Source organism: Sphingomonas astragali, assembly GCF_051400615.1.
GTDB lineage: Bacteria > Pseudomonadota > Alphaproteobacteria > Sphingomonadales > Sphingomonadaceae > Sphingomonas.
Genome location: NZ_JBLFFH010000002.1, coordinates 976849 through 1003463, shown reverse-complemented (window position 1 = coordinate 1003463; position 26615 = coordinate 976849). Strand labels below are relative to the sequence as shown.

20 protein-coding genes are annotated in these 26615 nt (G+C 67.6%); 8 read left to right on the top strand and 12 right to left on the bottom strand.

The features are described from left to right. On the bottom strand, positions 1–1224 hold the full coding sequence (gene argJ, locus ACMGER_RS12950) for a bifunctional glutamate N-acetyltransferase/amino-acid acetyltransferase ArgJ (RefSeq protein WP_436812549.1): 1224 nt from the start codon (positions 1222–1224) through the stop codon (positions 1–3). 293 nt (positions 1225–1517) lie between these two features. Between argJ and ACMGER_RS12945 the strand changes: the two genes are divergently transcribed. Together ACMGER_RS12945 and secA are read left to right on the top strand one after the other, a co-directional pair. Continuing rightward, the gene (locus tag ACMGER_RS12945) at positions 1518–1787 is read left to right on the top strand and encodes a hypothetical protein (protein ID WP_436812548.1); all 270 of its coding nucleotides are present in this window, start codon (positions 1518–1520) and stop codon (positions 1785–1787) included. 96 nt (positions 1788–1883) lie between these two features. Then, complete coding sequence (secA, locus tag ACMGER_RS12940) at positions 1884–4622, top strand: preprotein translocase subunit SecA (RefSeq protein ID WP_436812547.1); 2739 nt, start codon at positions 1884–1886, stop codon at positions 4620–4622. A 196-nt stretch (positions 4623–4818) separates the two neighbouring features. On the opposite strand, the gene ACMGER_RS12935 is transcribed toward secA, so the two are convergent. After that, positions 4819–5409, bottom strand: a complete 591-nt coding sequence (locus tag ACMGER_RS12935; RefSeq protein WP_436812546.1) for a CC0125/CC1285 family lipoprotein — start codon at positions 5407–5409, stop codon at positions 4819–4821. Positions 5410–5758: 349 nt separating this feature from the next. Here ACMGER_RS12935 and ACMGER_RS12930 point away from each other — a divergent pair, with 349 nt between their 5' ends. Next, positions 5759–5947: a KTSC domain-containing protein gene (locus ACMGER_RS12930; protein WP_436812545.1), complete on the top strand. Its 189-nt coding sequence runs from the start codon at positions 5759–5761 to the stop codon at positions 5945–5947. A 112-nt stretch (positions 5948–6059) separates the two neighbouring features. On the opposite strand, the gene ACMGER_RS12925 is transcribed toward ACMGER_RS12930, so the two are convergent. From ACMGER_RS12925 to ACMGER_RS12915, 3 genes are read right to left on the bottom strand one after another with little or no spacing between them, the layout of a single operon-like run. Then, on the bottom strand, positions 6060–7310 hold the full coding sequence (locus tag ACMGER_RS12925) for an adenosylmethionine--8-amino-7-oxononanoate transaminase (RefSeq protein WP_436812544.1): 1251 nt from the start codon (positions 7308–7310) through the stop codon (positions 6060–6062). Then, on the bottom strand, positions 7307–7933 hold the full coding sequence (gene bioD / locus ACMGER_RS12920; RefSeq protein ID WP_436812543.1) for a dethiobiotin synthase: 627 nt from the start codon (positions 7931–7933) through the stop codon (positions 7307–7309). Before bioD ends, ACMGER_RS12925 begins: the two co-directional genes overlap by 4 nt. Then, on the bottom strand, positions 7930–9090 hold the full coding sequence (locus ACMGER_RS12915; protein ID WP_436812542.1) for an 8-amino-7-oxononanoate synthase: 1161 nt from the start codon (positions 9088–9090) through the stop codon (positions 7930–7932). The genes bioD and ACMGER_RS12915 overlap by 4 nt, the downstream gene beginning before the upstream one ends. 234 nt (positions 9091–9324) lie before the next feature. On the opposite strand from ACMGER_RS12915, the gene ACMGER_RS12910 reads away from it, so the two are divergent. From ACMGER_RS12910 to ACMGER_RS12900, 3 genes are all read left to right on the top strand, one after another. Then, a complete protein-coding gene (locus tag ACMGER_RS12910; protein ID WP_436812541.1) occupies positions 9325–11463 on the top strand; it encodes a TonB-dependent siderophore receptor in 2139 nt (712 codons plus the stop codon). 302 nt (positions 11464–11765) lie between these two features. Next, entirely contained in the window at positions 11766–12575 is an 810-nt protein-coding gene (locus tag ACMGER_RS12905) for a phytanoyl-CoA dioxygenase family protein (protein WP_436812540.1), read from the top strand. A gap of 14 nt (positions 12576–12589) precedes the next feature. Beyond that, positions 12590–13408, top strand: coding sequence for a phytanoyl-CoA dioxygenase family protein (locus tag ACMGER_RS12900; RefSeq protein ID WP_436812539.1), 819 nt, complete (start codon positions 12590–12592; stop codon positions 13406–13408). A gap of 165 nt (positions 13409–13573) precedes the next feature. Here the strand turns inward: ACMGER_RS12900 and ACMGER_RS12895 are convergent, their stop codons facing one another. The 5 genes from ACMGER_RS12895 to ACMGER_RS12875 all read right to left on the bottom strand — a co-directional run bounded on the left by ACMGER_RS12895 (position 13574) and on the right by ACMGER_RS12875 (position 21008). Continuing rightward, entirely contained in the window at positions 13574–14953 is a 1380-nt protein-coding gene (locus ACMGER_RS12895; protein WP_436812538.1) for an MFS transporter, read from the bottom strand. Between the two features lie 63 nt (positions 14954–15016). Further along, positions 15017–15829: a GntR family transcriptional regulator gene (locus tag ACMGER_RS12890; protein WP_436812537.1), complete on the bottom strand. Its 813-nt coding sequence runs from the start codon at positions 15827–15829 to the stop codon at positions 15017–15019. Between the two features lie 47 nt (positions 15830–15876). Continuing rightward, positions 15877–17799, bottom strand: coding sequence for a cellulase family glycosylhydrolase (locus ACMGER_RS12885; RefSeq protein WP_436812536.1), 1923 nt, complete (start codon positions 17797–17799; stop codon positions 15877–15879). Beyond that, a complete protein-coding gene (locus ACMGER_RS12880) occupies positions 17792–18790 on the bottom strand; it encodes a sugar phosphate isomerase/epimerase family protein (protein ID WP_436812535.1) in 999 nt (332 codons plus the stop codon). Before ACMGER_RS12880 ends, ACMGER_RS12885 begins: the two co-directional genes overlap by 8 nt. Continuing rightward, positions 18777–21008, bottom strand: coding sequence for a TonB-dependent receptor (locus ACMGER_RS12875; protein ID WP_436812534.1), 2232 nt, complete (start codon positions 21006–21008; stop codon positions 18777–18779). Before ACMGER_RS12875 ends, ACMGER_RS12880 begins: the two co-directional genes overlap by 14 nt. Positions 21009–21149: 141 nt before the next feature. On the opposite strand from ACMGER_RS12875, the gene ACMGER_RS12870 reads away from it, so the two are divergent. Together ACMGER_RS12870 and ACMGER_RS12865 are read left to right on the top strand one after the other, a co-directional pair. Next, positions 21150–21866: a GDSL-type esterase/lipase family protein gene (locus tag ACMGER_RS12870; RefSeq protein WP_436812533.1), complete on the top strand. Its 717-nt coding sequence runs from the start codon at positions 21150–21152 to the stop codon at positions 21864–21866. A 145-nt stretch (positions 21867–22011) separates the two neighbouring features. Next, on the top strand, positions 22012–23979 hold the full coding sequence (locus ACMGER_RS12865) for a winged helix-turn-helix domain-containing protein (protein WP_436812532.1): 1968 nt from the start codon (positions 22012–22014) through the stop codon (positions 23977–23979). 74 nt (positions 23980–24053) lie between these two features. Here the strand turns inward: ACMGER_RS12865 and ACMGER_RS12860 are convergent, their stop codons facing one another. Both ACMGER_RS12860 and ACMGER_RS12855 read right to left on the bottom strand, forming a co-directional pair. Further along, positions 24054–24425 (bottom strand): UrcA family protein, encoded by a 372-nt coding sequence (locus ACMGER_RS12860; RefSeq protein ID WP_436812531.1) that lies wholly within the window; start codon positions 24423–24425, stop codon positions 24054–24056. Between the two features lie 209 nt (positions 24426–24634). After that, positions 24635–26615, bottom strand: a 1981-nt coding sequence (locus tag ACMGER_RS12855) for an autotransporter outer membrane beta-barrel domain-containing protein (RefSeq protein WP_436812530.1), incomplete at its 5' end; no start/stop codon positions are given.

Sequence of the window (26615 nt, the reverse complement as noted above, 5' to 3'; positions counted from 1 at the left end):
TCAGCTCCGGTAGTCGGCATTGATCGAGATGTAGCCGTGGGTCAGGTCGCACGTCCAAACCGTGGCGCGGCCTTCGCCGAGACCCAGGTCGACGCCGATGCTGATCTCCCGGCCCTTGAGATGCGCGGCGACGGGGGCCTCGTCATAGCCTTCGAGCGCGAGGCCGTTCTTCGCCACCTGGGTGTCGCCGAAGCGGATGGCGAGCCGATCGCGCTCGGCGGGCTCGCCGGCCTTGCCGACGGCCATCACCACGCGGCCCCAGTTGGCGTCCTCGCCGGCGATCGCGGTCTTGACCAGCGGCGAGTTGGCGATGCTCATCGCGATGCGGTGGGCGGAGCGGTCGCTTTCGGCGCCCTCGACGGTGATTTCGATCAGCTTCGATGCGCCTTCACCGTCGCGGACGACGAGCTGGGCGAGCTCCATGCACAGCTCCGACAGCACGGCGACGAAGGCGGAAGCGTCTTCGTCCTCCTCGCTGGCCAGCGGCGCGTTGCCGGCCTTGCCGGTGGCGAAGGCGAGCACGGTGTCGCTGGTCGAGGTGTCGCTGTCGACGGTGATGCACGAGAAGGTCTTGCGATTCGCCGCCGACAGCGCCGCCTGGAGGAAGGCTGGCTCCACCGCGGCGTCGGTGAAGATGAAGCCGAGCATCGTCGCCATGTCCGGCGCGATCATGCCCGAGCCCTTGATGACGCCGACCAGCCGCACGTCCTGGCCGCCGATGGTCGCGCGCCGCTCGGCGACTTTGGCGAAGGTGTCGGTGGTCATGATCGTCTCGGCGGCCGCGCCCCAGGAGCAGGGCTCTGCGGCGAAGGCGGCGTCGAGGCCCGATTCCGCCTTGTCGACGGGGAGCGGCACGCCGATCACGCCGGTCGAGGCGACGAACACGTCCGACGGCGCGCAGCCGAGATGCGCCGCGGCGCGCGCCGCGATCGCCTCGACCGCGGCGCGGCCGCGGTTGCCGGTGAAGGCGTTGGAATTGCCCGCGTTCACCACCAGCGCCCGCGCCCGGCCCAGCACCAGCGCCTTGCGGCACCATTCGACCTCGGGCGAGGGACAGCGGCTCTGCGTCAGCACCCCGGCGACGGCGGTGCCCTCGTCGAGCGTGACGAAGGTGAGGTCGCAGCGGTCCCACACCTTGTAGCGCGCGCGGGCGACGCGGACGGTGACGCCGGGAATCGGGGCGGGCTCGGGGATCGAGGCAGGGGCGAGGGGCGAGCGAGTCATGTCCGTTCCCCTACAGCCGATTTGGATTGCCTCAAGACATGTCGTTTCCCGCTCCGACAAATCGCTTTCCTAATAGGATTTGCCTTGCTTGGGTTCGCCGGCAGCCGCCCCAGAACGCGGCTGCGGGGTCAGTGGAGCAAAGTGAACGAATAGAGTGCGACTCCTTCGCTTTCACGCGGCCGGGCGATGCATTCGAGTGCCGGCCGTCCTCGCGATTGGGAGTCATGATACTGACAAAAGATTGGACGATACGCTGGAGCGTCACTATGTCGCGCTGACTTGAGATGACGGAATTGTTCCTTCTCCTGAGCGCGCTGATCTGCGGCATCACCGGTACCGTCCGGACCGCTGTCGTGCGCGCGCCGGAGATGGTGGTCGCCTCGCAGGTCGCCGATGTCGCGGTCGGCGGTACGCGCGCTGCGGCGGTGCGGGCCTATGCACTGGCGATGAACCGCGTCGTGGCGCCGCGTCCGCGCGGCTATGTTGCGCCGGCAGCGCTGGTGCTGACGAAGCGGCCGCTGGTTTCCTTCAGCCGCCTCGTGCCGGAGCGCCGGCGCGAATAGCTCCAGGCGGGCGCATCGGCGCCGGCTTTTCCAATTCGGCTTGATCCTGGCGCGCCCTTAGCGGGGCAGCGCCTCATATTTCAGAGGTCTACGCTCATGTTCGGCGGTATTGCCAAGTCCCTGTTCGGGTCGTCCAACGACCGTTACGTCAAGTCGCTGCGCGGCACCGTCGACAAGATCAACGGCTTCGAGCCGGCGATGCAGGCGATGTCGGACGAGGAGCTCGCCCAGCAGACCGCGCGCTTCCGCGAGCGGCTGGAGAATGGCGAGAAGCTCGACGCCATCCTGCCCGAGGCCTTCGCCACGGTGCGCGAGGCGAGCGTGCGCGTGCTGGGGATGCGCCACTTCGACGTGCAGATGATCGGCGGCATCGTGCTCCACCGCGGCGAGATCGCCGAGATGCGCACCGGCGAGGGCAAGACGCTGGTGGCGACGCTGGCGACCTATCTCAACGCGCTGCCGCAGACCGGCGTGCACGTCGTCACCGTCAACGACTATCTCGCCCGCCGCGACGCCGAATGGATGGGACAGATCTACCGCTTCCTGGGGCTCAGCGTCGGCGTGATCGTGCCCAACCTCAGCGACCATGAGCGGCGCGAGGCTTATCACTCCGACATCACCTACGGCACCAACAACGAGTTCGGCTTCGATTACCTGCGCGACAACATGAAGTACGACCGCGAGGCGATGGTGCAGCGGCCGTTCAACTACGGAATCGTCGACGAGGTGGACTCGATCCTGATCGACGAGGCGCGCACCCCGCTGATCATCTCGGGCCCCACCGACGACAAGTCCGAGCTCTACATCTCGGTCGATGCGATCGTGAAGCAGCTCACGTCCGACGATTACGAGAAGGACGAGAAGCAGAAGTCGATCATCCTCACCGAGGACGGCACCGAGAAGGCCGAGCGGATGCTCGAGGCCGCCGGGCTGCTCCAGGGCGCCAACCTCTACGATTTCGAGAACACGCAGGTGGTGCACCACCTCAACCAGGCGCTGCGCGCGAACATGATGTTCAAGCGCGATACCGATTACATCGTCAAGGACGGCAAGGTCATCATCATCGACGAGTTCACCGGCCGCATGATGGATGGCCGGCGCTGGTCGGACGGCCTGCACCAGGCGGTGGAGGCCAAGGAAGGCGTCAACATCGAGCCCGAGAACCAGACGCTCGCCTCGATCACCTTCCAGAACTACTTCCGCATGTATCCGAAGCTGTCGGGCATGACCGGCACCGCGGCGACCGAGGCGGCGGAGTTCTATGACATCTACAAGATGAACGTGGTGACGATCCCCACCAACGTGCCGGTCCAGCGCATCGACGAGGAGGACGAGTTCTACAAGGATACGCAGGACAAGTTCAAAGCGATTGCGAAGAGGATCAAGGAACATGCCGAAAAGGGCCAGCCGGTGCTGGTCGGCACGGTCTCGATCGAGAAGTCCGAGCTGCTCAGCGAGTTCCTCCGCCAGGAGAAGGTGAAGCACGAGGTGCTGAACGCCCGCTTCCATGAGAGCGAAGCGCATATCGTGGCGCAGGCGGGCCGGCTCGGCGCGGTGACCGTCTCGACCAACATGGCCGGGCGCGGCACCGACATCCAGCTGGGCGGCAACGTCGAGTTCCGCATCAACGACGAGCTTGCCGGGATGCCGGAGGGGCCGGAACGCGATGCGGCGATCGAGCGGATCAAGGCTGAGGTCGCGGCCGAGAAGGAGCAGGTGCTCGCCGCGGGCGGGCTGTTCGTGCTCGGCACCGAGCGCCACGAGAGCCGCCGCATCGACAACCAGCTGCGCGGCCGTTCGGGCCGCCAGGGCGACCCGGGGCTCAGCCGCTTCTACCTCAGCCTCGACGACGACCTGCTGCGCATCTTCGGCCCCGACACCTTGTTCGCGCGGATGATGCGGTCGAACATGGCCGAGGGCGAGGCGATCGGCTCCAAGTGGCTGACCAAGGCGATCGAGACCGCGCAGAAGAAGGTCGAGGCGCGCAACTACGACATCCGCAAGCAGGTCGTCGAATACGACGACGTGATGAACGACCAGCGCAAGGTCATCTACGAGCAGCGCGCCGACATCATGGATGCGGAAACGGTCGACGAGGTGGTCGTCGACATGCGCGCCGAGACGGTCAATGCGATCGTCGGCGAGGCGTGTCCGGTCGGCAGCTATCCCGAGCAGTGGGACGTCGAGGGGCTGAAGGCGCAGGTGCGCGACACGCTCGGCATCGAGGTGCCGGTCGACGACTGGCTGAAGGAGGATACGGTCGATCCCGAGATGATCGAGGAGCGCATCCGCGAGATGGCCGACGCGCACGTCAACGCGAAGGCGGCCGAGCTCGACGAGCAGACCTGGATCGGGGTCGAGAAATCGATCCTGCTCCAGCATCTCGACCATCACTGGAAGGAGCATCTCGCGATGCTCGACGCGTTGCGGCAGGTGGTGCACCTGCGCGCCTACGCGCAGAAGACGCCGATCAACGAATACAAGCAGGAGGCCTTCGCGATGTTCGAGCGGATGCTCGGCAACATCCGCGAGGACGTGACGCGCACGCTGGCGCACGCCCAGTTCCGCCTGCAGCCGCCGCCTGACCTGCCCGAGCTGCCGGACTTCATCACCAGCCACCTCGATCCCTTCACCGGCGAGGACAATTCGGCCGACTGGGATGCGGGCAGCGCCGGGCTGATCGCGGCGACGCTGCCGCCGCTTGCCGTCCCGCAGCCGCAGGCCGAGACGGTGCTGGGCGAGGATCCGGAGAGCTGGAAGGGCGTGGTCAGCCGCAATGCGCCGTGCCCCTGCGGGTCGGGGCGCAAGTACAAGCACTGCCACGGAGCGCTATAAGTTAAATCCTCCCCGGCACGGGGAGGGGGACCGCCGCCGAAGGCGGTGGTGGAGGGGGCTCGCCGCGAGTGGATCGTCTGCCGCGCTCCCCCTCCACCAGCCTTCGGCTGGTCCCCCTCCCCGTGCCGGGGAGGATCGAGAAAAAAGGGCCGGGAGTTCTCCTCCCGGCCCTTCATTTTAGTGCTGCTCGCCCCGATTACTTGCGCTGTTCGGGGAATTTGATCGTCGGACCGAGCCGTTCCATGACGGCATGGGCGTCGAAGGCACGAATGTTGTCGGCGGGCTTGCGGCCGCGGCCCAGCACGATCTCTGCGGTCGCCTCGTAGCGCTCGACGGTATTCACGTCGATCGTACGGTCCCAGAAGGGGTCACCCCACCACGGATCCCACGAACGCCAGCCGAAGCCGCGGCCGTAGTAGCGCCAACGCGGACCCCAATAACCGAAGCCGGCCCAGCCGCCGTAGCTCGGCGTCGTATAGGTACGGGTCTGCTTGTCGGTATCGCGATCGGAGACGATGAAATAATCGTAGCCCTGGTCGAGCGTCAGCTCGGCGGCGCGATAGAGCAGGTAGCGCTCGACGGTCTCGCGCGAAGTATAGCTGTTTCCGGCGAAGGTCACGCGGAACCGGTTCGGCTCGATCTGCATGTCGCTGAAGCCGGTGCGCGAGAAGCCGCTGCCCGTCGCGGGATGATAGGTCGTCGCGGTCGCGCAGGAAGCGAGCAGGACAGCACTGGCAAGGACCGCGGCGACCACCTTGCCGCGGCGACGAGTAGGAGTCTGGTTCATATTATCCTCCGGACGGCCGACTAAGACAGAACATGATCGGCCGTGCAAGCGTCGAAACGTTCCGAAACCGCGTTGGGGTCCGGTCCGAACGGCTTGATCGCCCTCGCAAATCAAAGGTTGACCGGCGCTGAACGGAGGGGGGCGCGACGCGATTTTTCGCGGGCGCGGCGCCTGAGGAAACGCAGGCGCAGCCCGCGCTCGCGCTCGGCTTCGCTGACGTCGGGCTGGGGAAGCAGGGAGACCATGAAAAGCTACGCTGTCCGGCTGCCGAGCAATCCCAACTCCCAAGCGGCAGGAGGGTGCCGAAACACGGCGCCTTCGCGCGCGTTTTTGGCACATGCCGTCGAGCGTGATCCGCCACTTCGACTATGATGCCGCCGCGCACCGGCTCGACATCGAGTTCGTGAGCGGGCGGCGCTACAGCTATCACGGGGTGCCGCCGTCGGTGGTGGAGGCGATGCGGCGCGCCTCGTCCAAGGGCGGCTTCTTCAACCGCCGCATCCGCGACCGCTTCCGCTTCACGCGGGCGGCGGCCTAGCCTCCCGTCCCGTCACCCCGGCGAAGGGCGGGTCCACCGTGTCGCATGTGCTGGACAAGAAGCTCGAACGCTGAGCTTGCCGCCTGACCCCGGCCGTCGCCGGGGGTGACGGTTAGAGTGCGGAGGCGAGAAACTCCTCCGCCACCGAATAGATGGCATCGAGGTCGGCGTCGTCGATGCAATAGGGCGGCATCACGTAGAGCGTGTTGCCGAGCGGGCGCAGCAGCACGTCGCGCTCGCGGGCGAAGGCCAGCAGGCGCGGCGCGATCGCCGAGAGATAGTTGCCGGTCCGGTCCGCGATCTCCAAGGCGGCGATGGTGCCGCGGCGGCGCGGGTTCTGCACCAGCGGGTGGCCGGCGAGCCGGTCGAGCCTTGCCTGCTGACGCCCGCCCAGGCCGGCGACGCGCTCCAGCACCGGCTCCTCGCGCCAGATCGCGAGGTTGGCGTTGGCGGCGGCGCAGGCGATCGGGTTGGCGGTGTAGCTGGAGGAGTGGAAGAACATCCGCGCGCGATCGGTCGAGCGATGCGCCTCGAAGATCGGTGCGGTGGCGAGCGTCACCGCCAGCGGCAGCGCGCCACCGGTGAGGCCCTTCGACAGGCACAGGATGTCCGGCACCACGCCGGCCTGCTCGCAGGCGAGCAGCGTGCCGGTACGGCCCCAGCCGGTCATCACCTCGTCGGCGATGAACAGGACGTCGTACCGGGCACAGATCGCGCGCATCTCGGCGAGGAGGGCGGGGGAATAGGTCTTCATCCCGCCGGCGCCGAGGATCAGCGGTTCGACGATGAAGGCGGCCGGCTGCTCGCGGCAATGCGCCTCCAGCGCGTCGAGCGTGATCTGTTCGCGGCCGGCTTCGGGGAAGGGGACGGTGGCGACGTCGAACAGCAGCGGCTGATAGGGCTGGTTGAACACGCCGCGCGCGCCGACCGACATCGTGCCGATCGTATCGCCGTGATAGCTATGCTCCATCACCACGATGCGATGGCGTGGGTGGCCGGTGTTGGCCCAGAAGCCGAGCGCCATCTTGAGCGCCACCTCGACGCTGGTCGAGCCGCTGTCGGAGAAGAAGACGTAGCGGAGCTCGGCCGGCATGATCGCCGTGAGGCCGTGCGCCAGCGTCTCGGCCGGCTCGTGCGTCCAGCCGGCGAAGATGATCTGGTCGAGCTTCCCCGCCTGCTCGGCGATCGCGGCCATGATGCGCGGATGGCCATGGCCGTGCGTCGTCACCCACCAGGACGAGATGGCGTCGATCACGCGCCGGCCGTCGCGGGTGTGGAGCGCCGCCCCTTCGGCGCGCTCCACCAGGGGGATCGGCTCGCCGAGGCCGTGCTGGGTGAAGGGATGCCAGACGGGCGAGCTCATGCCGTGAAGTCCGCAAGGTCGAAGTTGGCGGCGAAGGCGGAGGCGAGGGAGGCGCGGTCGAGCGGGTCGAGGAGGGGCAGGCGGCCGAGGCGGCGCACTTTGCCGATCGCGGCGATGGTCGCCTCGCTGTCCTCGTTCGCCTCGCCGACGAAGGCGATGCCGAGCACCGGGACCCGGCGTGCCCGCAGCGCCTCCAGCGAGAGCAGACTGTGGTTGATCGTGCCGAGCGCGGTCCGCGCGACCAGCACCGTCGGCAATGCCCAGCGCGCGAACAGGTCGGCGTAGAGCAGGTTGCGGGTGACCGGCACCAGCACGCCGCCGGCACCTTCGATCACGAGTGGACGGTCGCCCGGCGGATCGAGGCGGGCGGCGTCGATCTCGATGCCGTCGATCTCGGCCGAGCGATGCGGGGAGCATGGGGTGGCGAGACGATAGGATTCGGGAAGGATGCGCTCGGGCGGCAGGCCGGCGAGCGCGGCCACCCGTTCGGCGTCGCTGCCGCCGTCGAGCCCCGCCTGCACCGGCTTCCAATAGGCGGCGCCCAGCGCGCCGGCGAGCGCGGCGGCGAGCACGGTCTTGCCGACGTCGGTGTCGGTGCCGGTGACGACGATCGCGCGGTTCATCGCAGCGCCTGTGCGAGCACGGCGGCGAGGGCGGTCACGTCCTCGCTTGTCACGTTGAGCGTCAGCGAGACGCGCAGCCGCGCGGTGCCGGCGGGGACGGTCGGCGGGCGGATGCCGCGCACGTCGAAGCCCGCCGCCTGCACCGCCGCCGCGACCTCCATCGCGCGGGCGTCGTCGCCGAGGATCACCGGCAGGATCTGCGCGCCGCTGCCGACCGCGCCGAGCGGCACCAGCGCGTCATGGGCATGGGCGACCAGCGCGTGCAGCCGCTCGCGGCGCTCGGGCTCGGCGGCGAGCAGGCGCAATGCCGCGCGGACCGAGGCCGCGATCAGCGGCGAGGGAGCGGTCGAGAAGATGAAGGCCCGGCCCCGGTTGATCAGGAAGTCGCGCATGATCCGGGGGCCGCACAGCAGCGCCCCCTCGCAGCCGAGCGCCTTGCCGCAGGTGCGGAGCGCGATGACGTTGTCGTGTCCGTCGAGATGCGCGGCGAGCCCGCGTCCGTCGGGCCCGAACACGCCGGTGGCATGAGCCTCGTCGATCAGCAGCATCGCCTCGTGCATGTCCGCCAGCTCGGCGAGCGCGTCGAGCGGCGCCCGGTCGCCGTCCATGCTGTAGAGGCTCTCGACCGCGATCCAGACGCGGCCGGTGCCGCCGTCGCGGCGCCAGGCGGCGATCGCGTCGGCGAAGGCGTCGACGTCGTTGTGGGCGGCGATGCGCACCTCGGCCCGGCCGAGACGCATTCCTTCATGGGCGCTGGCATGGACCAGCGCGTCGTGGACGACGAGGTCGCCGCGTTGCGGCAGCGTCGCCAGCAATGCGGCGTTGGCGGCGTAACCGCTCGAGAAGAACAACGCCGCCTCGCTGCCGAAGAAGCGCGCCGCCTCCTCCTCCAGCGCTTCATGCTCGGGATGGTTGCCGCGCAGCAGCCGCGATCCGCCCGAGCCGAGCGGCACGCCCCGCTCCAGCGCCTCCGTGGCGGCAACCGCCAGGGCAGGGGAAGCGGCGAGGGCGAGGTAGTCGTTGGACGAGAAATCCCGGCCGGTGCGCCCGATCAGATGCCGGCCGCGGCCACGCTCGGCCAGCGCCGCGAGATCGCGCGATTGCGGCTCCAGGTACGGCTCGGCCGTGGCGTCAAAGTGAAGGGAGTCGCGGTTCATTCGTTCACTTTGGTCCACTCATCTCCGCGGCCGCGCTGCGGCAGCCGCCCGCGTCAAGCAGAGCAAATCCTATTAGGGAAGCGATTTGTTGGGGGTCCCACTGTCCCTCTCCCAATGGAAGAGGGGATATCCAGCCAAAGCCTCTAATGATAATGATATTGACTTGCATTAGTGCAATCCCCTAGCGACGCGCCCGCGGTGCGGATGCCGCGGTCGAGCGAGGGATTAGCGCAGATGAAGCATTGGTTCGGTTCCATCCTCCTGGCATCGACGCTGATCCTGCCTGCCGCGGCCCATGCCTCGGCCGCCGATCCCGCAGAGGATGGGGACGAACAGCTCAGGACCGACATCATCGTGACCGGTACCGCGCAGGCGCAGAGCAGCTCGGCGACCGGCCTGTCGCTGTCGCTCAGGGAAACGCCGCAATCGGTCACCGTCGTCGACCGTCAGCGCATCGAGGATTTCGCGCTGACCAACGTCAACGACCTGTTGGACCAGACGGTCGGCATCAACGTCGAGCGCGTCGAGACCGATCGCACCTATTTCAACGCGCGCGGGTTCGACATCACCAACTTCCAGGTCGACGGCATCGGCCTGCCGCTGATCTGGGGAATCCAGTTCGGCGATCTCGACACCGCGCTGTTCGAGCGGGTGGAGGCGATCCGCGGCGCCAACGCGATCATGACCGGGGTCGGCAATCCCTCCGCCACGATCAACTATGTGCGCAAGCGGCCGACCGATAGCTTCCAGGCGAGCGCGTCGGCGATGCTCGGTTCCTGGGACCGGAAGCGTGTCGAGGCGGATATCTCCGGCCCATTGAACGAGGCCGGCACGCTGAAGGCGCGGCTGATCTTCGCGCATGAGGACAAGGATTCGTACCTCGACTACAATCATGTCGACCGCGACGTCTACGGCGCGATCGTCTCGTGGAACGTGACTCCGCGGCTCACCGCGACGGTCGGCTATACCCGTCAGGACAATGACGCCGACGGCGTGCTGTGGGGGGCGCTGCCGCTCACCTATTCGGACGGGACGCGGATCGACTATCGGCGGTCCGCCTCGACCTCGGCAGACTGGACCTATTGGAACGTGACCGACCAGACTGCCTTTGCCGAGCTCGGCTATCAATTCGCCGGCGGCTGGTCGGCGAAGGGCATCTTCACCTACAAGCGCTTCGAGGAGAGTGCGAAGCTGCTCTACGCCTTCGGCTATCCCGACCGGACGACGGGCCTCGATGTCGGCGGATCGTCGGGCCTCTATCCCTCCACCTATGATCGCTATCTCGGCGATTTCTACGCGTCGGGCCCGGTCACGCTGTTCGGCCGGGAGCACAAGCTCGCCTTCGGGGTGTCGACCGCGCGGTCCGATGCGCTCGAATATGAGGCCTCCGCGCTTGACGAGATCGCCTTTCCCGCGGTGCAGGACTGGGGCCGGGTGCAGGTGGCGGAGCCCAACTATGACGCGCCCTATCTCGCTGCCGACTACAGCGACCGGCTGACCCGCGTCTATGGCGCCGCGCACCTCAACCTGGCCGACAATCTGAAGGCTGTGGTCGGCGCCAGTGCGATGTGGCTGAAGACGACCGGTGACTCCTACGGCGTCGACCAGTCGCGCGACGACAGTGCCGTCAGCCCCTACATCGGCGCTGTCCTCGACCTCACCCCCAACGTCTCGCTCTATGCGAGCTATACCGACATCTTCAACCCGCAGGTCGAGGTGGACGCCGGCAACCGCAAGCTCGACCCGGCCAAGGGCAGCAGCATCGAGGCTGGCATCAAGAGCGAGTGGTTCGACAAGCGGCTCTACGCCACCGCGGCGGTGTTTCGGGCGAAGCAGAAGGGCCTGGCCGAGATCGCCGGCCAGTTCACCGATCCGAACGGGCCTGGCCAGGTCGGCGACAGCTACTATGTCGGCGTCGACACCACATCGAAGGGCTTCGAGATCGAGGTCGCCGGACGCGTCACCGATCGCTGGACGCTGAGCGGCGGCTACACCTATCTCGACCTCGATGACGGGAACGGCGATCCCGCGCGGACCTGGCTGCCGACGCAGACGTTCAAGCTCGCGACCACCTATGCGGTTCCCGAGCTCAGGGACCTGAAGCTCGGCGCCCAGCTGCGCTGGCAGAACGCGATCAGCTATGCCGACTCCGGCGTGCAGGGCGTCGGAATCGTCACGGGCGACGTCGTCCTGAAGCAGAAGGACTATGCGGTGGTCGACCTGATGGCGGGCATCCGTTTGGTCGATCACGTGCGTGCGACGGTGAACGTCCGCAACGTCACCGACCACAAATATCTCGCCAGCCTGATGTGGGGTCAGGCTTTCCATGCCCCACCGCGCAGTGTCATCGCCACGCTTAGCTTCGCCTATTAGACTCTCCCCAATTCGGATCGATGTAGCGTCAGTGCTCCTGCGAAGGCAGGAGCTCGGGCGGCACGCGATACGCCCGTGATCCAGGACTCCTGCCTTCGCAGGAGCCCCATCGTTTCCGCTTAAATCCGCTTAAAGCGGACGGACTCCAGGCCGGGAGGGGGGCGGCCCCTCATCCGTTAATCGTGATCCTGTCGTCGCGCCGCCTTTCGCGAGAGGGTGGCGCAATTCGCCGTTGTGCCCTCTTCTGAAAATATATAGAAAGAGATAAAATATAAATGATTCGATAAAATAGGAGAGGAATTATGGCTGAGCCCGCATCCCTTCGGGCCTGGCGCGAGCAAGGCTTCTTCTTCCAGCGCGGCCTGATCCCCAGAGCACGCGTCGAGGAGATCGAGCGGGAGACGATCGCCGCGATCGCGGCCGATCCGCCGGCGGCGCACGAAGGCGAGCGCATCTACGTCACGGGCGACGGCCTGCTGATCTATCCGGAGACGGCGCCGAGCCCGGTCGCGCGCGATCCCGAGGACTATATCGCCAAGGTCTTCAACTGCCACGCCGTCGGCGCCGCACGGGCGCTGGCGCTCGATCCGCTGATCACCGATCGGGTGGCGGCGCTGCTCGGCGAGGACATCGACTGTTTCCAGAGCCAGTTCATCTTCAAGAACCCCGGCGTGATCGGCCAGCCCTGGCATCAGGACGGCTTCTACTTCCGCTTCGACCGGCAGCCGCAGGTCGGCGTGTGGGTCGCGCTCAGCCGGGCGACGGTGGAGAACGGCTGCCTGTGGGTGCTGCCGGGGTCGCACCGGACGGGCGCGATCTTCGAGCATGTGCCCGATCGCCGGCCGGAGACACTGCAGGGCTATCTCGAGATCGTCTCCGAGGACACGTCGGCCGAGCAATGCGCGCTGATGGAGCCCGGCGACGTGCTGTTCTTCCACAGCTTCCTGATGCACCGCTCGACCGACAATGTCGCCGACTATCGCCGCTCGGCGATGGTCTACCACTATGCTCAGGCCGGCACTCGGCCCGTCAACGCGGAGGCCGAGGCGCGGCTCGCGCCGGTCAACCGCTGGGTGCCCGCGCGGCGCAGCGCCAACCTTCTTCCCGCCTGACCCGGAGAGACTTCATGCAGACCGACCACATGCCCAAGCCGCATCCGCGCAGCACCGGTTTCACCTGGGTCGACGTGCCTGCCGACCGGCCGCTCAGGCGGCTGACCCGCGAGCAGGCCGAGGCGTTCGACCGCGACGGCTTCATTCGCATCGAGCAGGCCTTCTCGCCTGCCGAGCTCGCCGAGGTGGTTGCGGCGATCGACCCGATCGAGGCGGCCTACGAGGCCTTTGTCGCCGAGCAGCAGGGCGGCAGCTACCGGCTGACCGACGTCGGCACGATCACCTTCACCGCGCATGTCGTGCGGCAGTCGCCGGTGCTGCGCGCGTTCGCGGCGCATCCGGTGATCGCCGACATCTGCCGCGACCTGATCGGGCCCGATGTCCGCCTCTATTGGGACCAGTCGGTCTACAAGAAGACCGGCAAGGTGCAGGAATTCCCCTGGCATCAGGACAACGGCTACACCTTCATCGAGCCGCAGCAGTATCTGACCTTCTGGATCCCGCTGGTCGATGTCGACGAGGAGAACGGCTGCCCGTGGATCGCCCCGGGACTGCACCGGCTCGGCACGCTGGAGCATTGGCTGACGCCGATCGGGCTCAAATGCCTGGAGGAGGCGACGGAGGCGGTGCCGGTTCCGGGGAAGGCGGGGGACATCATCCTCTTCTCCTCGCTCACGCCGCATCGGACGGGTCCGAACCTGAGGCCGGGGACGGTGCGCAAGGCCTATATCCTGCAATACGCCCCTGACGGCGCGCGGACCTATGGCCCGGCCGGGGATGCGGTGCCGCAGGACGATCCCGAGCGGCAGTTTTTGATTACGAGCGGGGCGTAGGCGGAGGTATTCGCCTCCCTCCCTTTGGGAGAGGGAGGGGTCCGCTCGGCGCAGCCGGGTGGGAGGGTGAGGGCGACCCGTCGCGGGCCGCAGTCCCCCTCACCCTCCCGCCGCCTTCGGCGGCTCCTTCCCTCTCCCAGAGGGAGAGGGACAGTGCGTGCCGGCTCAGGCGACCGTCTCCGAAGACAACCGCCGCCGCGCCAATTCCTCGACGATCTCGTCATGCATCCGTCCGCGGATCGGATAGAGGATCATCGCCGCGCCCGCCGCGATCAGGCCCAGCGTGGGAAGCACGATCATCAGCAGCTTGAGGTTCGCCAGCGTCTCGACGGTCTGCGGCACGTTGGCGCGGTAGCCGACCAGCCCGAGCAGCCAGCCGTAGAGGCCGGCGCCCAGCCCCAGCGCTACCTTGAGGAAGAACTGGCCGAGCCCGAACACGAAGGATTCGGCGCGGCTCCCGGTCTTGAGCTCGCCATATTCGACCGTATCGGGCAGGATCGACCAGAAGCCGAGCGCGAGCCCCAACGCCGTCACCTGCATCCACAGGAAGAAGCCGATCGCCATCGGAACGGTGCGGATGTCGATCAGCGCGAAGCCGGCGAGGCCGACCAGCCCCCAGACGATCGCGGCGAACCAGGCGTTGCGCTTGCCGATCCGCCGGGTCACCGCCATCCAGACGGGCACGATGACCAATCCCGCCGCGGTGCAGATCGCGAGCGAGGTCGCAGCCGCCCCTTCGTTGCCGATGTAGTATTTGAAGTAATAGAGGACCGACTTGCCCAGCGCCGTCGCGCAGATGGTGCCGGTGCAGACGCCGATCAGCATCGTCCAGAGCGCCCGATTGTGGGCGAGGGCCCGCCAATAGCCGGAGATGCCGTGCGGCACGACCTCCGTGCCGGTCTCGGGCGGCTCGCGGGTCGCGAAGAAGACGATCGGCATGACCAGCGTCGCGATCACCGCGAACACGCCGGCCGCCATCAGGAAGCCGTGGGCGAGATCGCCGTTGCCGAAATAGCGCGCGAGCGGCTGGGTGAGGCCGGCGACGGTCAATCCGCCGAGCGTCGCGAAGATGATGCGCCCGCCCGCGATCGAGTTGCGCTCGGCCGAGCTGGTGGTGATCCGTGCCGACATCGACGTGTAGGGGATCGACGAGACGGTGTAGGCGATGCGGAAGATGATGTGCGCGGCGAGCATCCAGATCGCGAGCCCGGCGCCCTCCAGCGGCGGCCTGTAGTAGAGCAGCAGGAAGGCGAGGCCGATGAAGGGGCCGCCGAACAGGATATAAGGCCGGTAGCGGCCCCAGCGCGTGCGCGTGCGGTCGGCGATCGCGCCCATCACCGGATCGATCACGGCGTCGAAGATCGAGGCGATCATGTAGATGAGGCCCGCGACCCCGGCGCTCAGCCCGACCGCATCGGTGTAGTAGAAGAGGAGGAAGAGCGAGACACTCTGCCAGTAGAGATTGAAGGCATAGTCGCCGACCGTGAAACCGACCATGCCCTTGAAGCCGAGCTTTTGCAGCGGCCTGGCGTCCTCGCGCGACATCATTCTCTCCCCGATATTTTTGGGGAGAGATAGATAGATTTTTTCTAAAAATCTATAAAAATATCAAATATTGGTCTGCGCTTTGCGCGGGCGGCCGCGCTTGCGCGGTGCCTGCGGGTCGACCGGGCTCACGCCTCGCGGCTTGGCTTCCCTCGCGGCCAGCGCGGTGGCGATCGTCTTGTGGAAGCTCTCGCCCATCGCGAAATATTCGCTGACCAGCGTCTCCAGCCGCGTCGCGTCGCGGTGCATCAGCGCATCGACGATCTCGCGGTGCATAGAGTGGTGGTCGAGCTTCAGGTCGACCTCGAAATCGGCGAAGAGATTGACGTAACGCTCGAGCCGATGGCCGAGATCGGTCCACAGCCGGATCATCAGCGGCGATCCGCAGCCCGACAGCAAGGTGTGATGGAGGTTGCCGTAAGCACGCTGCCACATCTCGCGATGCTCGGGACTGTCGAACAGCTTGGGCACCTTGAGCGAACGGTGAAGCTGGATAACGACGGCCTCTTCCCAGGCGTCGTCGCCATTCTCCAGCGCCATCTCCAAGGTCAGGCGGTAGATGCGGCGATAGACGCCGATCAAGTCCTTGTATTCGGCGCGCGAGATGGGAGCGACGCGGTGGCCCTTCTGGTGCTCGTGCACCACCAGGCCGGTGGTCGACAGCAGCAGGATCGCTTCCCGCACCGGGCTGTGGCCGATCTTGTAGAAGGTGACGAGTTGCTCGATCTTGAGGCGCTCCAGCGGCTCGAACACCCCGCGGATGATGTCGCGCAGCAGCCAGTAATACACCGCCTGGGTGGGGTTGCTCTCCGGGTCGACGGGGGCGACGATCGATGGGTCGGTGAAGGTCGAAACCGATGGAATTGATCTATTCATTGTCGGAATAATAGAAATGTCGCGAGTTTGCGCAATGGCACGGATCATTAGCCTGCCTTTTCGGCGGCGACGACCTCGATCTGTCGCCGGCCCGTGTCGACGGCTCGCAAGGCGATCACGCCCGGAGCGGGATCGGCGAGCCGTTCGCAGCCGGGCGCCGTGACTGCGATCCTGCCGGGAAACCGGGCCGGCGGCACGACGATCTCCGTCGGCGCATCGATCGCGGGATCGGCATCGAAGACGATGCGGAAGCGGCACGCCGCGGCATCGAAATGCTGCTCGATCAGCCGGCCCTGGACGGCGCGCGCATAGGGACGGGCGAAGCCGGCGACGGCGCGGCCGCCGCTGTCGGGATCATTGTCGCCGGTCGCCTGGTCGGCGCTGTAGATCGACAGATCCTCCTGGTTCCATGCGTCGCCGACCGCGGCATCGTTCCGGTTGGAGGCGGTGTAGTTCCACTGGGTGGCGCTGAGCAGGAGCCGGTCCAGCGTGTCGTACATGTTGGTGAGCGCCCTCACGTGCCGCGCCCAGGGTCCGGGTCCGCGGTCGCCCGCTGCCCAGGCGGCATAGGCGGCGCCCTCGTCGAGGTCGAAGGGCAGGCCGAACTCGCCGATCAGCGTCGGCGCGCCCTCGGGCCCGAGCGTGTCGGCCGCGGCCTTCACGACGGCGAGCTGCTGCGCATACCATTCGGGCGCGCCCGCGGCGACCTCGTCGGGATAGGTCTTGGTGACCAGCGCGTAGAGATCATACCAATGGCTGGCGTTCACCGTGCGCGGCGGCATTCCGGCGGGGAATTTGTGCCCCATCCCGGTCTTGTAGGGGTTGAGCTCGGCGAAGAGCAGCCAGTCGGGGCGCACGCCCCGCATCGTCTCGGCCACGGCGTGGAAGAAGGGCAGCATGTGATCGCGGTCGGCGTCGATCGTGCGGCCGTCGACCTTGCGGAAATGATCGGGCTCCAGCGCGCGGTCGCCTTCGTAGAGGCCGGCGGCGGCGAAGGGGCAGCGGACGTCCGGTCTCCAGATCGGGATGCGGTCCGGGTTGGCGACCTTGCTGCCGATCCGCTCGATGTTCAGCCGCTCCGCGGTGAAGGCGTAGACGGGGAGGTCGATCGCCTCGCCGCTTGCCAGGCGCAGCATGTCGAGCGCGCTCATCGCCCAGCCGGCGCGGACCGGCTCGGGATGCGCGGCGTCGCGCACCTCGTGGCGCCGGTCGAGCGGCTCGCCGATGAAGCCGGTCGAGGGCTCGTTGAGCGTGTCGAAGCCGATCACCTCGGGAATGTCCGCCACCCGTTCCGCGACGGCATGGAGCGCGCCGAGATAGTCGCCCTGGAGCAGGTCCTGGACGCTCTCGCCGCCGATCTTGAAGCCGGGAAGGAAGGTGCGCGCGCCGAAGAACAGCGTCCACATGATCCCGTTGGCGGGCATACGGTAGTTGCGGCTCCAGCTCATCTGCGGATAGGCGTCCTGCCGCCCGCCGATCGCGGGATCGTAGCGCGGCTGCATCAGATGGGCGGCGTCGGCGGCGTGGAACCTGGTGAGGTCGAGCCCGACCAGGTCGAAGGTCCAGCCGGGCGCGCCGTCGCCGCCGGTCATGCGCGACCACACGTCCTGGTGGAAGTCGATGAAGACGAACAGGCCGCGCGCGGCGGCGCGGCGGCAGACCTCGCGCAGATAGTCGAGATAGGCCTCGTCGCGCTCGCCGGGGCCGGCGTGGGCGACCGCTTCCCAGGTCGTCAGCAGCCGCAGCGTGTTGAAGCCCCAGCGCCGGATGCGGTCGAGATGCGCGTCGGCCTCGGCCAGCGGGAACGGGCGGCCGACGAAGCTGACCGTGCGATGGTCGGAGAAATCGTCGGGCAGGTGCGTGCCGGCGATCCCCGCTGGAATCTTGCAGTCGCCGCCGAGGTTGACGCCGCGCAGCAGCACCTGCCGGCCGTGACGGTCGACGAAACGGTCGCCCCCGATATCAAGCATCCGCAAGCTCCTGTGCTTCGGCGAAACAGTCGCGCGCGACGTCGATCAGGACGCGCGCTTCGGCCCAGCGGTCGCTCTCCTCGCGGAGCGCGCCGTCGGGGCCGGGGATCATCCGGGGGTAGCCGGTGCGCGGCGGCAGCAGCTCGGGATGGACCGCGAAATGGTCGCCCGGCCGCGCCGTGGCGAGGAAGCCCTCGAAGCACGCGCGCCACATCCGCTTGTAGTGGTCGAGGACCTCCGGAGCACCGCTCGCGGTGAGCTGGCCGAAAGCGCCCGAGGAGACGCGCAGGTGCAGGAACCGCGTGCGCGCGAAGATCGGGCGCATCGCCTCGAGCTTCGCGTCGAGATCGCCGTAGGGGAGCTCGTGGCCGATGTACCAATGGCCGAAGTCGCCGTTGAAGCGCAGCTCCGGGAAGCGTTCGACCAGGTCGAGCGTGCGCCGGATGTCCTGCGTCATCGTCGCGCGGTGGGTTTCGAGATAGACCGGGTGCCGCTCGGCCTCGGCGATGTCGAGCAGGCCCTCCGCGAGCCGCGCCATCTCGTCGTCGCTCTCGAAGCCGGTGCCGAGCTGGACGGTGGTGCAGTCGCATCCCGCATCGCGCCAGCGACGGATGACGTCGCGGAGCTGATCCAGGCCGAAGGCTCGGGCGAGGCCGGTCGGGATCAATCCCGCCTCGCGCGCGACGGCGGGATCGAGCGTCTGGACCGCTTCATAGCCGGCCGCCTTGATCGCCGCATAGACCTTCGCCGGCGATCCGCGGGGGCCGCTCGACCAGTCGGGCAGCTCGGCGAAGGTGACGAAGCTGATGCCGGCGAGCAGCCGCGGTGTCCCCGAGGTGGGCCTGGGATCGGCCCTCTCGAAACGGAAGCCCGTGTTCCCGCGCAGGCGGGAACCCAGGGTCTCTCGCGACGACGCTTGTGGCTCCTGGGCTCCCGCCTGCGCGGGAGCACATGCTTCAACAGCAAGCGGGCAAGCCCTAGAAATTGACATCGAGCGAGACGCCGACCGACCGGCGCGATTCATAGGTGCGGAAGGCACTGAGGCTGCGGGCGTTGCCGAACGGCGTCGAGAAGATCGTCGAGATGAACTCCTGGTCGAACAGGTTGCGGGCGTAGACCGCGACGCGCCAGCGATCCCTGTCGCCGGCGAGCCCGATCGCGCCGTTGACCAGCGCATAGCCGTCCTGCCGCGCGCGCGGGTTGTTGGGGAAGGAGACGAGGTGGCTCGACCGGTAGGAGACGCCGAGGTCGAACGTCAGGTTGAGCCCGCTGGCGAGCGGCGCGACATAGTTGCCGCCGAACGCGAGCTGCCATTTGGGCGAATAGGGCAGGGGCTCGCCGGTCAGGTCCTGCTGCCCGCCGACGCAGCCCTCGGTGGCGGTCTGCCCGCCGAAGCAGGGGGCGTTGGCGAAGTCGCCCCATTCGGCATCGACATAGGAGCCGTTGGTGGTGAGCGTCAGGTTGGTGCCGCGCGGCCTAAGGCTCACGTCGACCTCGACGCCCTGGGTGCGCGCGTCGCTGTTGGTGATGGGATAGGTGCCGGTGGTCGCGTCGCGCCCGGCGACCTGATAGTCGCGGATGCGGGTGTGGAAGCCGGTGACGTTGAAGGTGAGGCCGATGTCCGGCCACGACGTGCGCAGGCCGATCTCGTAGTTGGTCGGACGCTCCGGCGCGACCTCGCGCAGGATCGGGCTGCCGATGTTGGTGTCGAAGCCGCCGCCCTTGAACCCGCGCGTCACCGTGGCGAAGGCGTTGATGTCCGGCGTGAAGTCATATTGCGCGCCGCCGCGCCAGACGAGCGCCTCGCTCTCCTTGCGCGCGGATGCGCTGTCGGAGACGCCGAAGCGCGGATCGAAGCGGCGCTTGTCGACGTCGATCGTCTCGCGCAGCACGCGCGCGCCGGCGATCAGGCGGAACCGGTCGGTGAGGTTGAGGTTGGCCTGGCCGAACGCGGCGACGTTGCGCATCGTCGAGCCGATCCGCACCTGGCGCGTCCAGAACGGCAGCGGGATCGCCGGATAGATCTGGTGCGACTGGGAGACGACGTCGGATTCGAAATAATAGAGGCCGACGACATAGTCGATCAGGTCGCCGGTGGGGGACGCGAGGCGCAGTTCCTGGGTGAACTGGCCCTGCTTGAACCGGGCGTAATTGGTGTCGAGCAGGTCGAGCGGCGAGGAGTCCGAGTCGAGCCCGTCGTAGCTCTGCCAGTGCCTCAGCGCGCTGATCGAGGTCAGCGTGTAGCCGCCGCCGAAGCTCCAGTCGGCCTGGATCGAGGCGCCGTAGCTCTTGGCGTCGGAGAAGACGTCGCCGTCGACGTTCTGCTGCTGGTTGCCGATGCCGGGATCGATGCCGGCGGCGAGCGACAGCGCCTCGTTGATACCCGGCGGGGTGCCGACGTCGTAGAGCGTCCAGATGCAGCAATTGGCGTTGCGTTCGAAATAGTCGCCGATCATCGTGACGCGCAGGTCCGAGGTCGGGTTGAACTCGAGCTTGCCGCGCAGGCCGTATTCGTCGCGGTCGTTGAGGCGGCGGCCGTCGTGGACGTTCTCGATATAGCCGCCGCGCACGTTGCGCCGACCGGAGAGGGAGAAGCGCGTCCCCTCGGTGATCGGACCGGAGACGTAGACGCTGTAGCGCTGGTCGTCATGGGGCCAGCCCCAGCTCGCGCTGGCGCGGACCTCGAAGGTGTCGGACGGGCGGCGGGTGACGATGTTGATGACGCCCGCGCTCGCGTTCTTGCCGAACAGCGTACCCTGGGGGCCGCGCAGCACCTCGATCCGCTCGACGTCGGGCAGGTCGGTGACCGACGCGCCCGACTGGCCGAGCACGACGCCGTCGAGCACATAGGCGGTGCTCGCCTCGATCCCTTCCGAGGAGAAGCTGGTGGTGCCGATGCCGCGTACGAAGAAGCCGAAGTTGCGCGGCCCCGCGGTGGCGCCGGCGGTGACGCCGGGGACCAGGTACTGGATGTCGCTCGAATCGTTGTAGCGCAGGTTCTCCAGCCGCTCCGGGCCGACCGCGACGACCGAGAGCGGAACGTCCTGCAGCCGCTCGGCGCGACGCTGGGCGGTGACAATGATGTCGCCGGCTCCGGCGGACTGGGCGTCATCGGCCGGAGGCCCGGCCTCCTGGGCGAAAGCCGGCGCGGCGACCGCCGCGCCGAGAGCGCTTGCCGCGAGCAACCGCCGGAATGTTCCGCCTCCCATACCGTTCCTCCCAACATGGATTCTGATTTTATTTGGAATATTTTATCTAAAAACGTATTTGTCAACTAATTGTATAAATCTTGCGTAGCTCGCCGGGCCGTGCCAAACCGGAGAAGCCATGAGATCGATCGTAGAAAGCTGTTGCTGGGCGGACTGGCGCTGCCCTTCGCCGCGAATGGGGCGTGCGGCCAAACCGCGCCGGCTCGGGAGGAAAGCTGGGACGAGCGCTGGCAGCGGCTGCTGCGTGAGGATTTCGGCCATCTCTTCCGCTATCGCGACGACAATGCGGCGCTGCTCGCCTCGGGCAGACCGGTCGATATCGTCTTCATGGGCGATTCGATCACCGAGGGCTGGCGCGACAAGCGTCCCGGCTTCTTCATCCCGGGGCGCATCGGGCGCGGCATCGGCGGCCAGACGACGCCGCAGATGCTGGTGCGTTTCCAGCCCGACGTGATCGACCTGAAGCCCAGGGCGGTTCATATCATGGCGGGCACCAACGACATCGCCGGCAATACCGGGCCGATGACCGAGGAGGCGATGCGCGACAATTTCCGCGCGATGACGACGCTGGCGAGGGCCAACGGCATCCATGTGATCCTCGCCTCGATCCCGCCCGCCGCCGCCTTCCCGTGGCGGCCGGGTTTGGACGTCAAGGCGCCGATCGCATCGCTCAACCGCTGGCTCAAGAGCTATGCGGCTCGGATCGGCGCGACCTGGGTCGACTATCACCCGGCGCTCGCCGATGCTTCAGGGGCGATGAAGCCGGGCCTGGCCTCCGACGGCGTGCATCCGACCGAGGCCGGCTATGCCGCGATGGAGACTGTGCTGACGCCCGTGCTGCGGGGCGGCGGCGGCTGACGCAAGCAACCGAGTTTGCGCGGTTGTTGCGCATCCGGCTTGCGCCTATCCTCGCATCGGACTCTGGCGGGGATCGGCAGCCATGGCGGGATGCTCAGGTTGAGATCGGCGGCCCCTTTTCACCAGCTATGCTGGCCTCCGGCGCATGGATGACATGCAGGACGGTTTCCGGGTCAACCTTGCGCGCGAGCCGGAGTTCACGCTCGGCGGCGCCGAGGTGCGGCCTTCGACGCGGGAGATCGTCCTGGACGGCACGCGGGAGATGGTCGAGCCGCGCGTGATGCAGGTGCTGGTGGCGCTTGCCAGGCGACGCGGTGAGGTGGTGAGCCGCGACGAGCTGATCCATCTCTGCTGGGAAGGGCGAGTGGTGGGGGAGGATGCGATCAACCGCTGTCTCGCCAAGGTCCGCCGTCTCACCGAGCGGATGCGGGGCATAACGCTCGAAACGGTTCCCCGGGTGGGTTATCGGCTCAGCGAAGTGCCGACCGGTGCGCCTGTTACGGTCGAGGGCGGCATGGCGGCATGGTTCAGCCAGCGTGCGGGGCCGATCGGAATCGGCCTCGCCCTCCTCGCGCTCGGCATTTTCTTCTTTGGATACAGATTGCTGCCGCGGGACGATCGGATTTCCTCGCCGACCTTCGCCGTCCTTCCTTTCACGAGCCTCAACAGCGGCGAAGAGGTGCATCTGTTCGGCAAGAGCATCGGGGCAGCGACGGCCGCCGCGTTGAACCGCGTCGGTCTGCCGCTTGCCTCGACTGCGCCGCTCCCGGCCAGGGCGGACAACAACCCCGCGGATGTCGGTCGAGCGCTCGGCGCCGACTATGTGGTCACCGGCACGGTTCGGCAGGAAGGGGGTGTCATCCGCGCCTTTGCCCGCGTCGATCAGGTCGAAGGAGGGATCACGGTCTACTCGCGCCTGTTCGAGATACCCGTGGCCGAAAGGCACAGGCTTCCCGACTATGTCGCCGGAGGCGTAGCCGGCGCGATCACCCCGGCGATCCCGTTCATAAACCGCGAGGCCGATCCCAGGGCAAGGGCAGGCGTGCTTCGCGCGCTTCTCAGCGAAGATGCGCGTGGTGGGCTGGACGCCGCGCGCGAGACGCTTGCTGCGGTGCCTCCGTCGGGAGTCGCCCAGCTCGCATTCGCGCTCAGGAGCCATGAGGTCTTTTCGCATCGCGACACGCCGGAGCTCGAACGTCGGGCACTGATTGGTCCTGCGCGCGCTGCGGCTGCACGGGCGCGCGAGTTGCTGCCGCGCTTCGGCGAATCCTACCTGCCTGCCTGCCTTCTGTCGGCAACGGCAACGCCCGCACAATGCGAGGATCTGCTGCGACAGGGGCTCGCCGCGGATTCGCGCTCGCCCTGGCTCCCGACCCATCTGGGAACCCTCCTCAGCGAAGCGGGCCGACTCGATGAGGCGGGGGCGCTCAGGGCCAGCGCCCATGCTGCCGATCCGTTCCAATCGGCCAAGGCGGGACTTTACCTCTACCATCTGGAATTGTCGCAGCGCGCCGGCCAGCCCGACACCGCCCCCCTGATCCGGGCCGGCCAGCTCTACTGGCGCCGCAATCCCATATTCATCGAACTCCGTTTCAGAGGGTTGGTGGCGGGTGGCCGGATGGAAGAGGCCGCGGGGCTGCTTCAGGATCCGGTCGCGGGACCGATCATCGAACCGCCAGGCCGCGAGCAGCCGATCCGTACCATCCTCGTCGCGCATCGCACGCGAGCGCCGGCCGACATCGACCGGGCCCGGTCGGAATGTGACGGGGATCGGCTGTTTCGCGAGCCGGCGATAGCGGCGTGCCTGACCGGCTTGTCTGCGATCGGCGACCTGGACGCGGCGTTTGCGTTGGCGGAACGCATATATCCCGAACGGTCCCGGCGCAGCCTGGCTGAAGCCGAAGAATCGTTCGTGAGGACCGGCGGCAACGGCTATTCGCGCGCTTTCCTGTTCGGCGACGCTGCTGCGCCGATGAGATCCGATCCGCGCTTCATCGCTATCGCGGAACGGACGGGTATGCTCGATTACTGGATCGCGCGTCGTCAGCCGGACTTCTGCACACGCGAACCTGCGCCTGTATGCGCTCGAATTCGCCGCGGGAAGAGCCGATGACCTGAAGGATGGGCGGCCAAGGAGCACCGCCCCTCCTCCAGGTCGAGCGAGCCGGAGATCGCCGGGCGCTCGCCTCAGCGGGTTTCGGCGGCGGACTGGATGGCCTTCGTCCTGCGCAGCCATGCCGCGCGCACCAGCGGTGCGCCGAGCTTCATCGTGGCGTTCTCGATAGCCGCCGCCTTGCACCTGCGGTGTTCATGCGCTCTTGCCTGCGCCATTGCGTCCCAGCTCATCGCCGACATCGGCTTGCGGCCACAGGCCTTCGCCGCCGCCTTGTCCAGCCGCGCCAGCATCGTCTCGGCACCTGGTTTGCTCGTCAGGTCGAGATCGCCGTAGCGAACGTTGATGTCGGTGACGATGATCGAATCTGCACTTTGAGCCGTTGCAGAGACATGGGAAACTATGGCGAATAAACTTCCCCCCACGGCAAACAATATTGTCTTCACTGCGGCCTCCTGCTTGCGCTTGCAGCCCGTTCGGGATGCCGCCGCACAGGAAAGGCACCGGAGCGCCCATCAGAAAGGATGTGGCGCTGACTGCTTGCCGACCGCTTGCCGACCTTTTGCCGATGAAGCCGACGGGCGCGCGTTCCGGGAGCGGCGCGCGCTTGCAGCGCCGCTCCGTCAGCCAGATCAACGGGCCGCCATGCCGCGCCTCACCAGCGGAAGCTGACGCCGCCTCGTACGCCCGCCTGCCAATAGCCGCTCCCGAGGCGCCCCTGTCCTTCGGCGAAGATCATGGAGCCGTTGCCGAGGCGCAGGCTGAGGCCGGCGGAGCCTTCCGCCACTGTTCGGGGAGCATTGGTCTCCAAGCTGTCGAAGCCGACCAGCACGCCGCGGTCCCGCTTCAGGTCGTAGGACACGCCGAGGGTGACCGCCGGCGTCAGCACCATGTTCCCCATCGGCATGTCGCTCGATGTGCGCACCGCGAGGCGGCCGCGGTAGCGGTCGTTCCGGTTGGCCTGCGCCTCCAGGCCGTCCGCGCCCAGGAAGCCGTCGACGTCGCTGGAGAGATAGGTGAAGCGTGCCCTCGGCTCGATCCGCCAGCCGCCCGTCTGCAGGATGTAGCCGACCTCCAGCGATGCGGCGAGGCTGTTCCCGTCATATTTGGCGACGCGGGCGGCGGGGACGTCGAGGTCGAAGTCGAACATCCCCATCTGGGTGGCGAGATCGACATACCAGCCGCCGGATTGATCGGCCTTCTCGAACCAGGTGGCGTAGAGGCCGAAGGCATAGCCGTCGATGTCGAGATCGGCGCGGGCGCTGCGCAGGCGCGGATGCCAGTTGCCGCGGACCAGACCGGCCGTGCCGCCGAACATCAGCATGTCGCCCCCGGACGCCGGCTGGGCGACGCCGAAGCCGATCTGGGCGATGCCGGTGCGCTGCCGATAGCCCACGCGATAGTCCTTGCCGTCGAGCCGGCTGCGGCTTCCCTCGATCCGCATCCAGCCGCTGATGCCGTGGCTGGAGATCAGCGCCTGGCCTTCGCGCTCGCGGATGTGCGGCAGCAGCATGTCGGTGATCCCGAGCACCGCATCGGGCGCGACGGTGGCGCCGGCCGCCGAAGGCGTAAGCGCGGCGAGAGGCGTTCCGTCCTCGTCGTCGAAGCGTGGGGCCAGCCGGACCTCGCCGCCGCTTTGCGCCAGCTCGTACCGCCACGGGCCGATCGCGGCATAGCCGAACGGCTCGTTGAGCGTGAAGGTGGCGTTGGAGCCGCCCGTCGCCGTAATGACCGTCGCCCCCGATCCTTCCTGCGGTGGCGAGGTGATCGGCCCGCCGAGATTGTTGATCTCGGTATCGACCGTGCCGCCGAGCGTGCCGTCGACCACCACCGTATCGGCGGTGCCGCCTGTGGCGCTGATGTCGGCATCGACGAGGACGGTGCCGTTGCCGGTCACGTTGCCGACTATGGTCAGGCTGTCGCCCGCGCCGCCGCCGCTGAGATCGATGGTGCCGTTGTTGACGAGGCCCTGGCCCGCGTCGATCACGGCAGCGCCGCCGCCTCCGGCGATGACGCCCTGGTTGGTGAGCGTGCCGTCGACGGTGACCACCGCATCGCTGTCGGTCACGTCGATCGTGTCGTTGTTGGCGAGGTCGCCGCCAACGTCGAGCGTGTTGCCGGGGCCGTTGAGATCTATGGTGCCGTCGTTGACGACATTGCCGCCGACGGTGATGGCGGTCCCGCCATCCGAGACGATGAGGTCGCCGCTGTTGGCGACGTTGCCGCCGACATCGACCGTGCCGCCGCCGCCGATATCAGCGGTGCCGCGATTGTCGAGATTGCCGCCGATGTCGATCGTGACGGGGGCATCGGTCGTGATCTCTTCGGTGTTCACGACGTCGTTCGTGACGTCGATCGTGCCGCCGCTCGGCAGGTCGATGGTGCCGCTGTTGTCGAGTCCCCCGGTCGCGATATCGACCGGGGTTTCCGAGGTGATCGTGCCGCTGTTCTCCGTCTCGCCGATGACGGTGAGGCTGCCGCCACCGGGATCGATCGTGCCGCTGTTGTCGAGGTTGCCGCCGATGTCGATCACGGTCGGAGCGTCGGCGGTGATGTCGGCGGTGTTCACGACGTCGTTCGTGACGTCGATCGTGCCGCCGCTCGGCAGGTCGATGGTGCCGCTGTTGTCGAGTCCC

What these genes read in the sequence shown, in the direction of transcription:
- ACMGER_RS12875 (WP_436812534.1), bottom strand. Translation starts at nt 21,008, where the DNA reads ATGGGAGGCGGAACATTCCGGCGGTTGCTCGCGGCAAGCGCTCTCGGC.
- ACMGER_RS12905 (WP_436812540.1), top strand. Translation starts at nt 11,766, where the DNA reads ATGGCTGAGCCCGCATCCCTTCGGGCCTGGCGCGAGCAAGGCTTCTTC.
- ACMGER_RS12880 (WP_436812535.1), bottom strand. Translation starts at nt 18,790, where the DNA reads ATGTCAATTTCTAGGGCTTGCCCGCTTGCTGTTGAAGCATGTGCTCCC.
- ACMGER_RS12895 (WP_436812538.1), bottom strand. Translation starts at nt 14,953, where the DNA reads ATGTCGCGCGAGGACGCCAGGCCGCTGCAAAAGCTCGGCTTCAAGGGC.
- ACMGER_RS12925 (WP_436812544.1), bottom strand. Translation starts at nt 7,310, where the DNA reads ATGAGCTCGCCCGTCTGGCATCCCTTCACCCAGCACGGCCTCGGCGAG.
- ACMGER_RS12865 (WP_436812532.1), top strand. Translation starts at nt 22,012, where the DNA reads ATGGATGACATGCAGGACGGTTTCCGGGTCAACCTTGCGCGCGAGCCG.
- secA (WP_436812547.1), top strand. Translation starts at nt 1,884, where the DNA reads ATGTTCGGCGGTATTGCCAAGTCCCTGTTCGGGTCGTCCAACGACCGT.
- bioD (WP_436812543.1), bottom strand. Translation starts at nt 7,933, where the DNA reads ATGAACCGCGCGATCGTCGTCACCGGCACCGACACCGACGTCGGCAAG.
- argJ (WP_436812549.1), bottom strand. Translation starts at nt 1,224, where the DNA reads ATGACTCGCTCGCCCCTCGCCCCTGCCTCGATCCCCGAGCCCGCCCCG.
- ACMGER_RS12935 (WP_436812546.1), bottom strand. Translation starts at nt 5,409, where the DNA reads ATGAACCAGACTCCTACTCGTCGCCGCGGCAAGGTGGTCGCCGCGGTC.
- ACMGER_RS12915 (WP_436812542.1), bottom strand. Translation starts at nt 9,090, where the DNA reads ATGAACCGCGACTCCCTTCACTTTGACGCCACGGCCGAGCCGTACCTG.
- ACMGER_RS12910 (WP_436812541.1), top strand. Translation starts at nt 9,325, where the DNA reads ATGAAGCATTGGTTCGGTTCCATCCTCCTGGCATCGACGCTGATCCTG.
- ACMGER_RS12885 (WP_436812536.1), bottom strand. Translation starts at nt 17,799, where the DNA reads ATGCTTGATATCGGGGGCGACCGTTTCGTCGACCGTCACGGCCGGCAG.
- ACMGER_RS12890 (WP_436812537.1), bottom strand. Translation starts at nt 15,829, where the DNA reads ATGAATAGATCAATTCCATCGGTTTCGACCTTCACCGACCCATCGATC.
- ACMGER_RS12900 (WP_436812539.1), top strand. Translation starts at nt 12,590, where the DNA reads ATGCAGACCGACCACATGCCCAAGCCGCATCCGCGCAGCACCGGTTTC.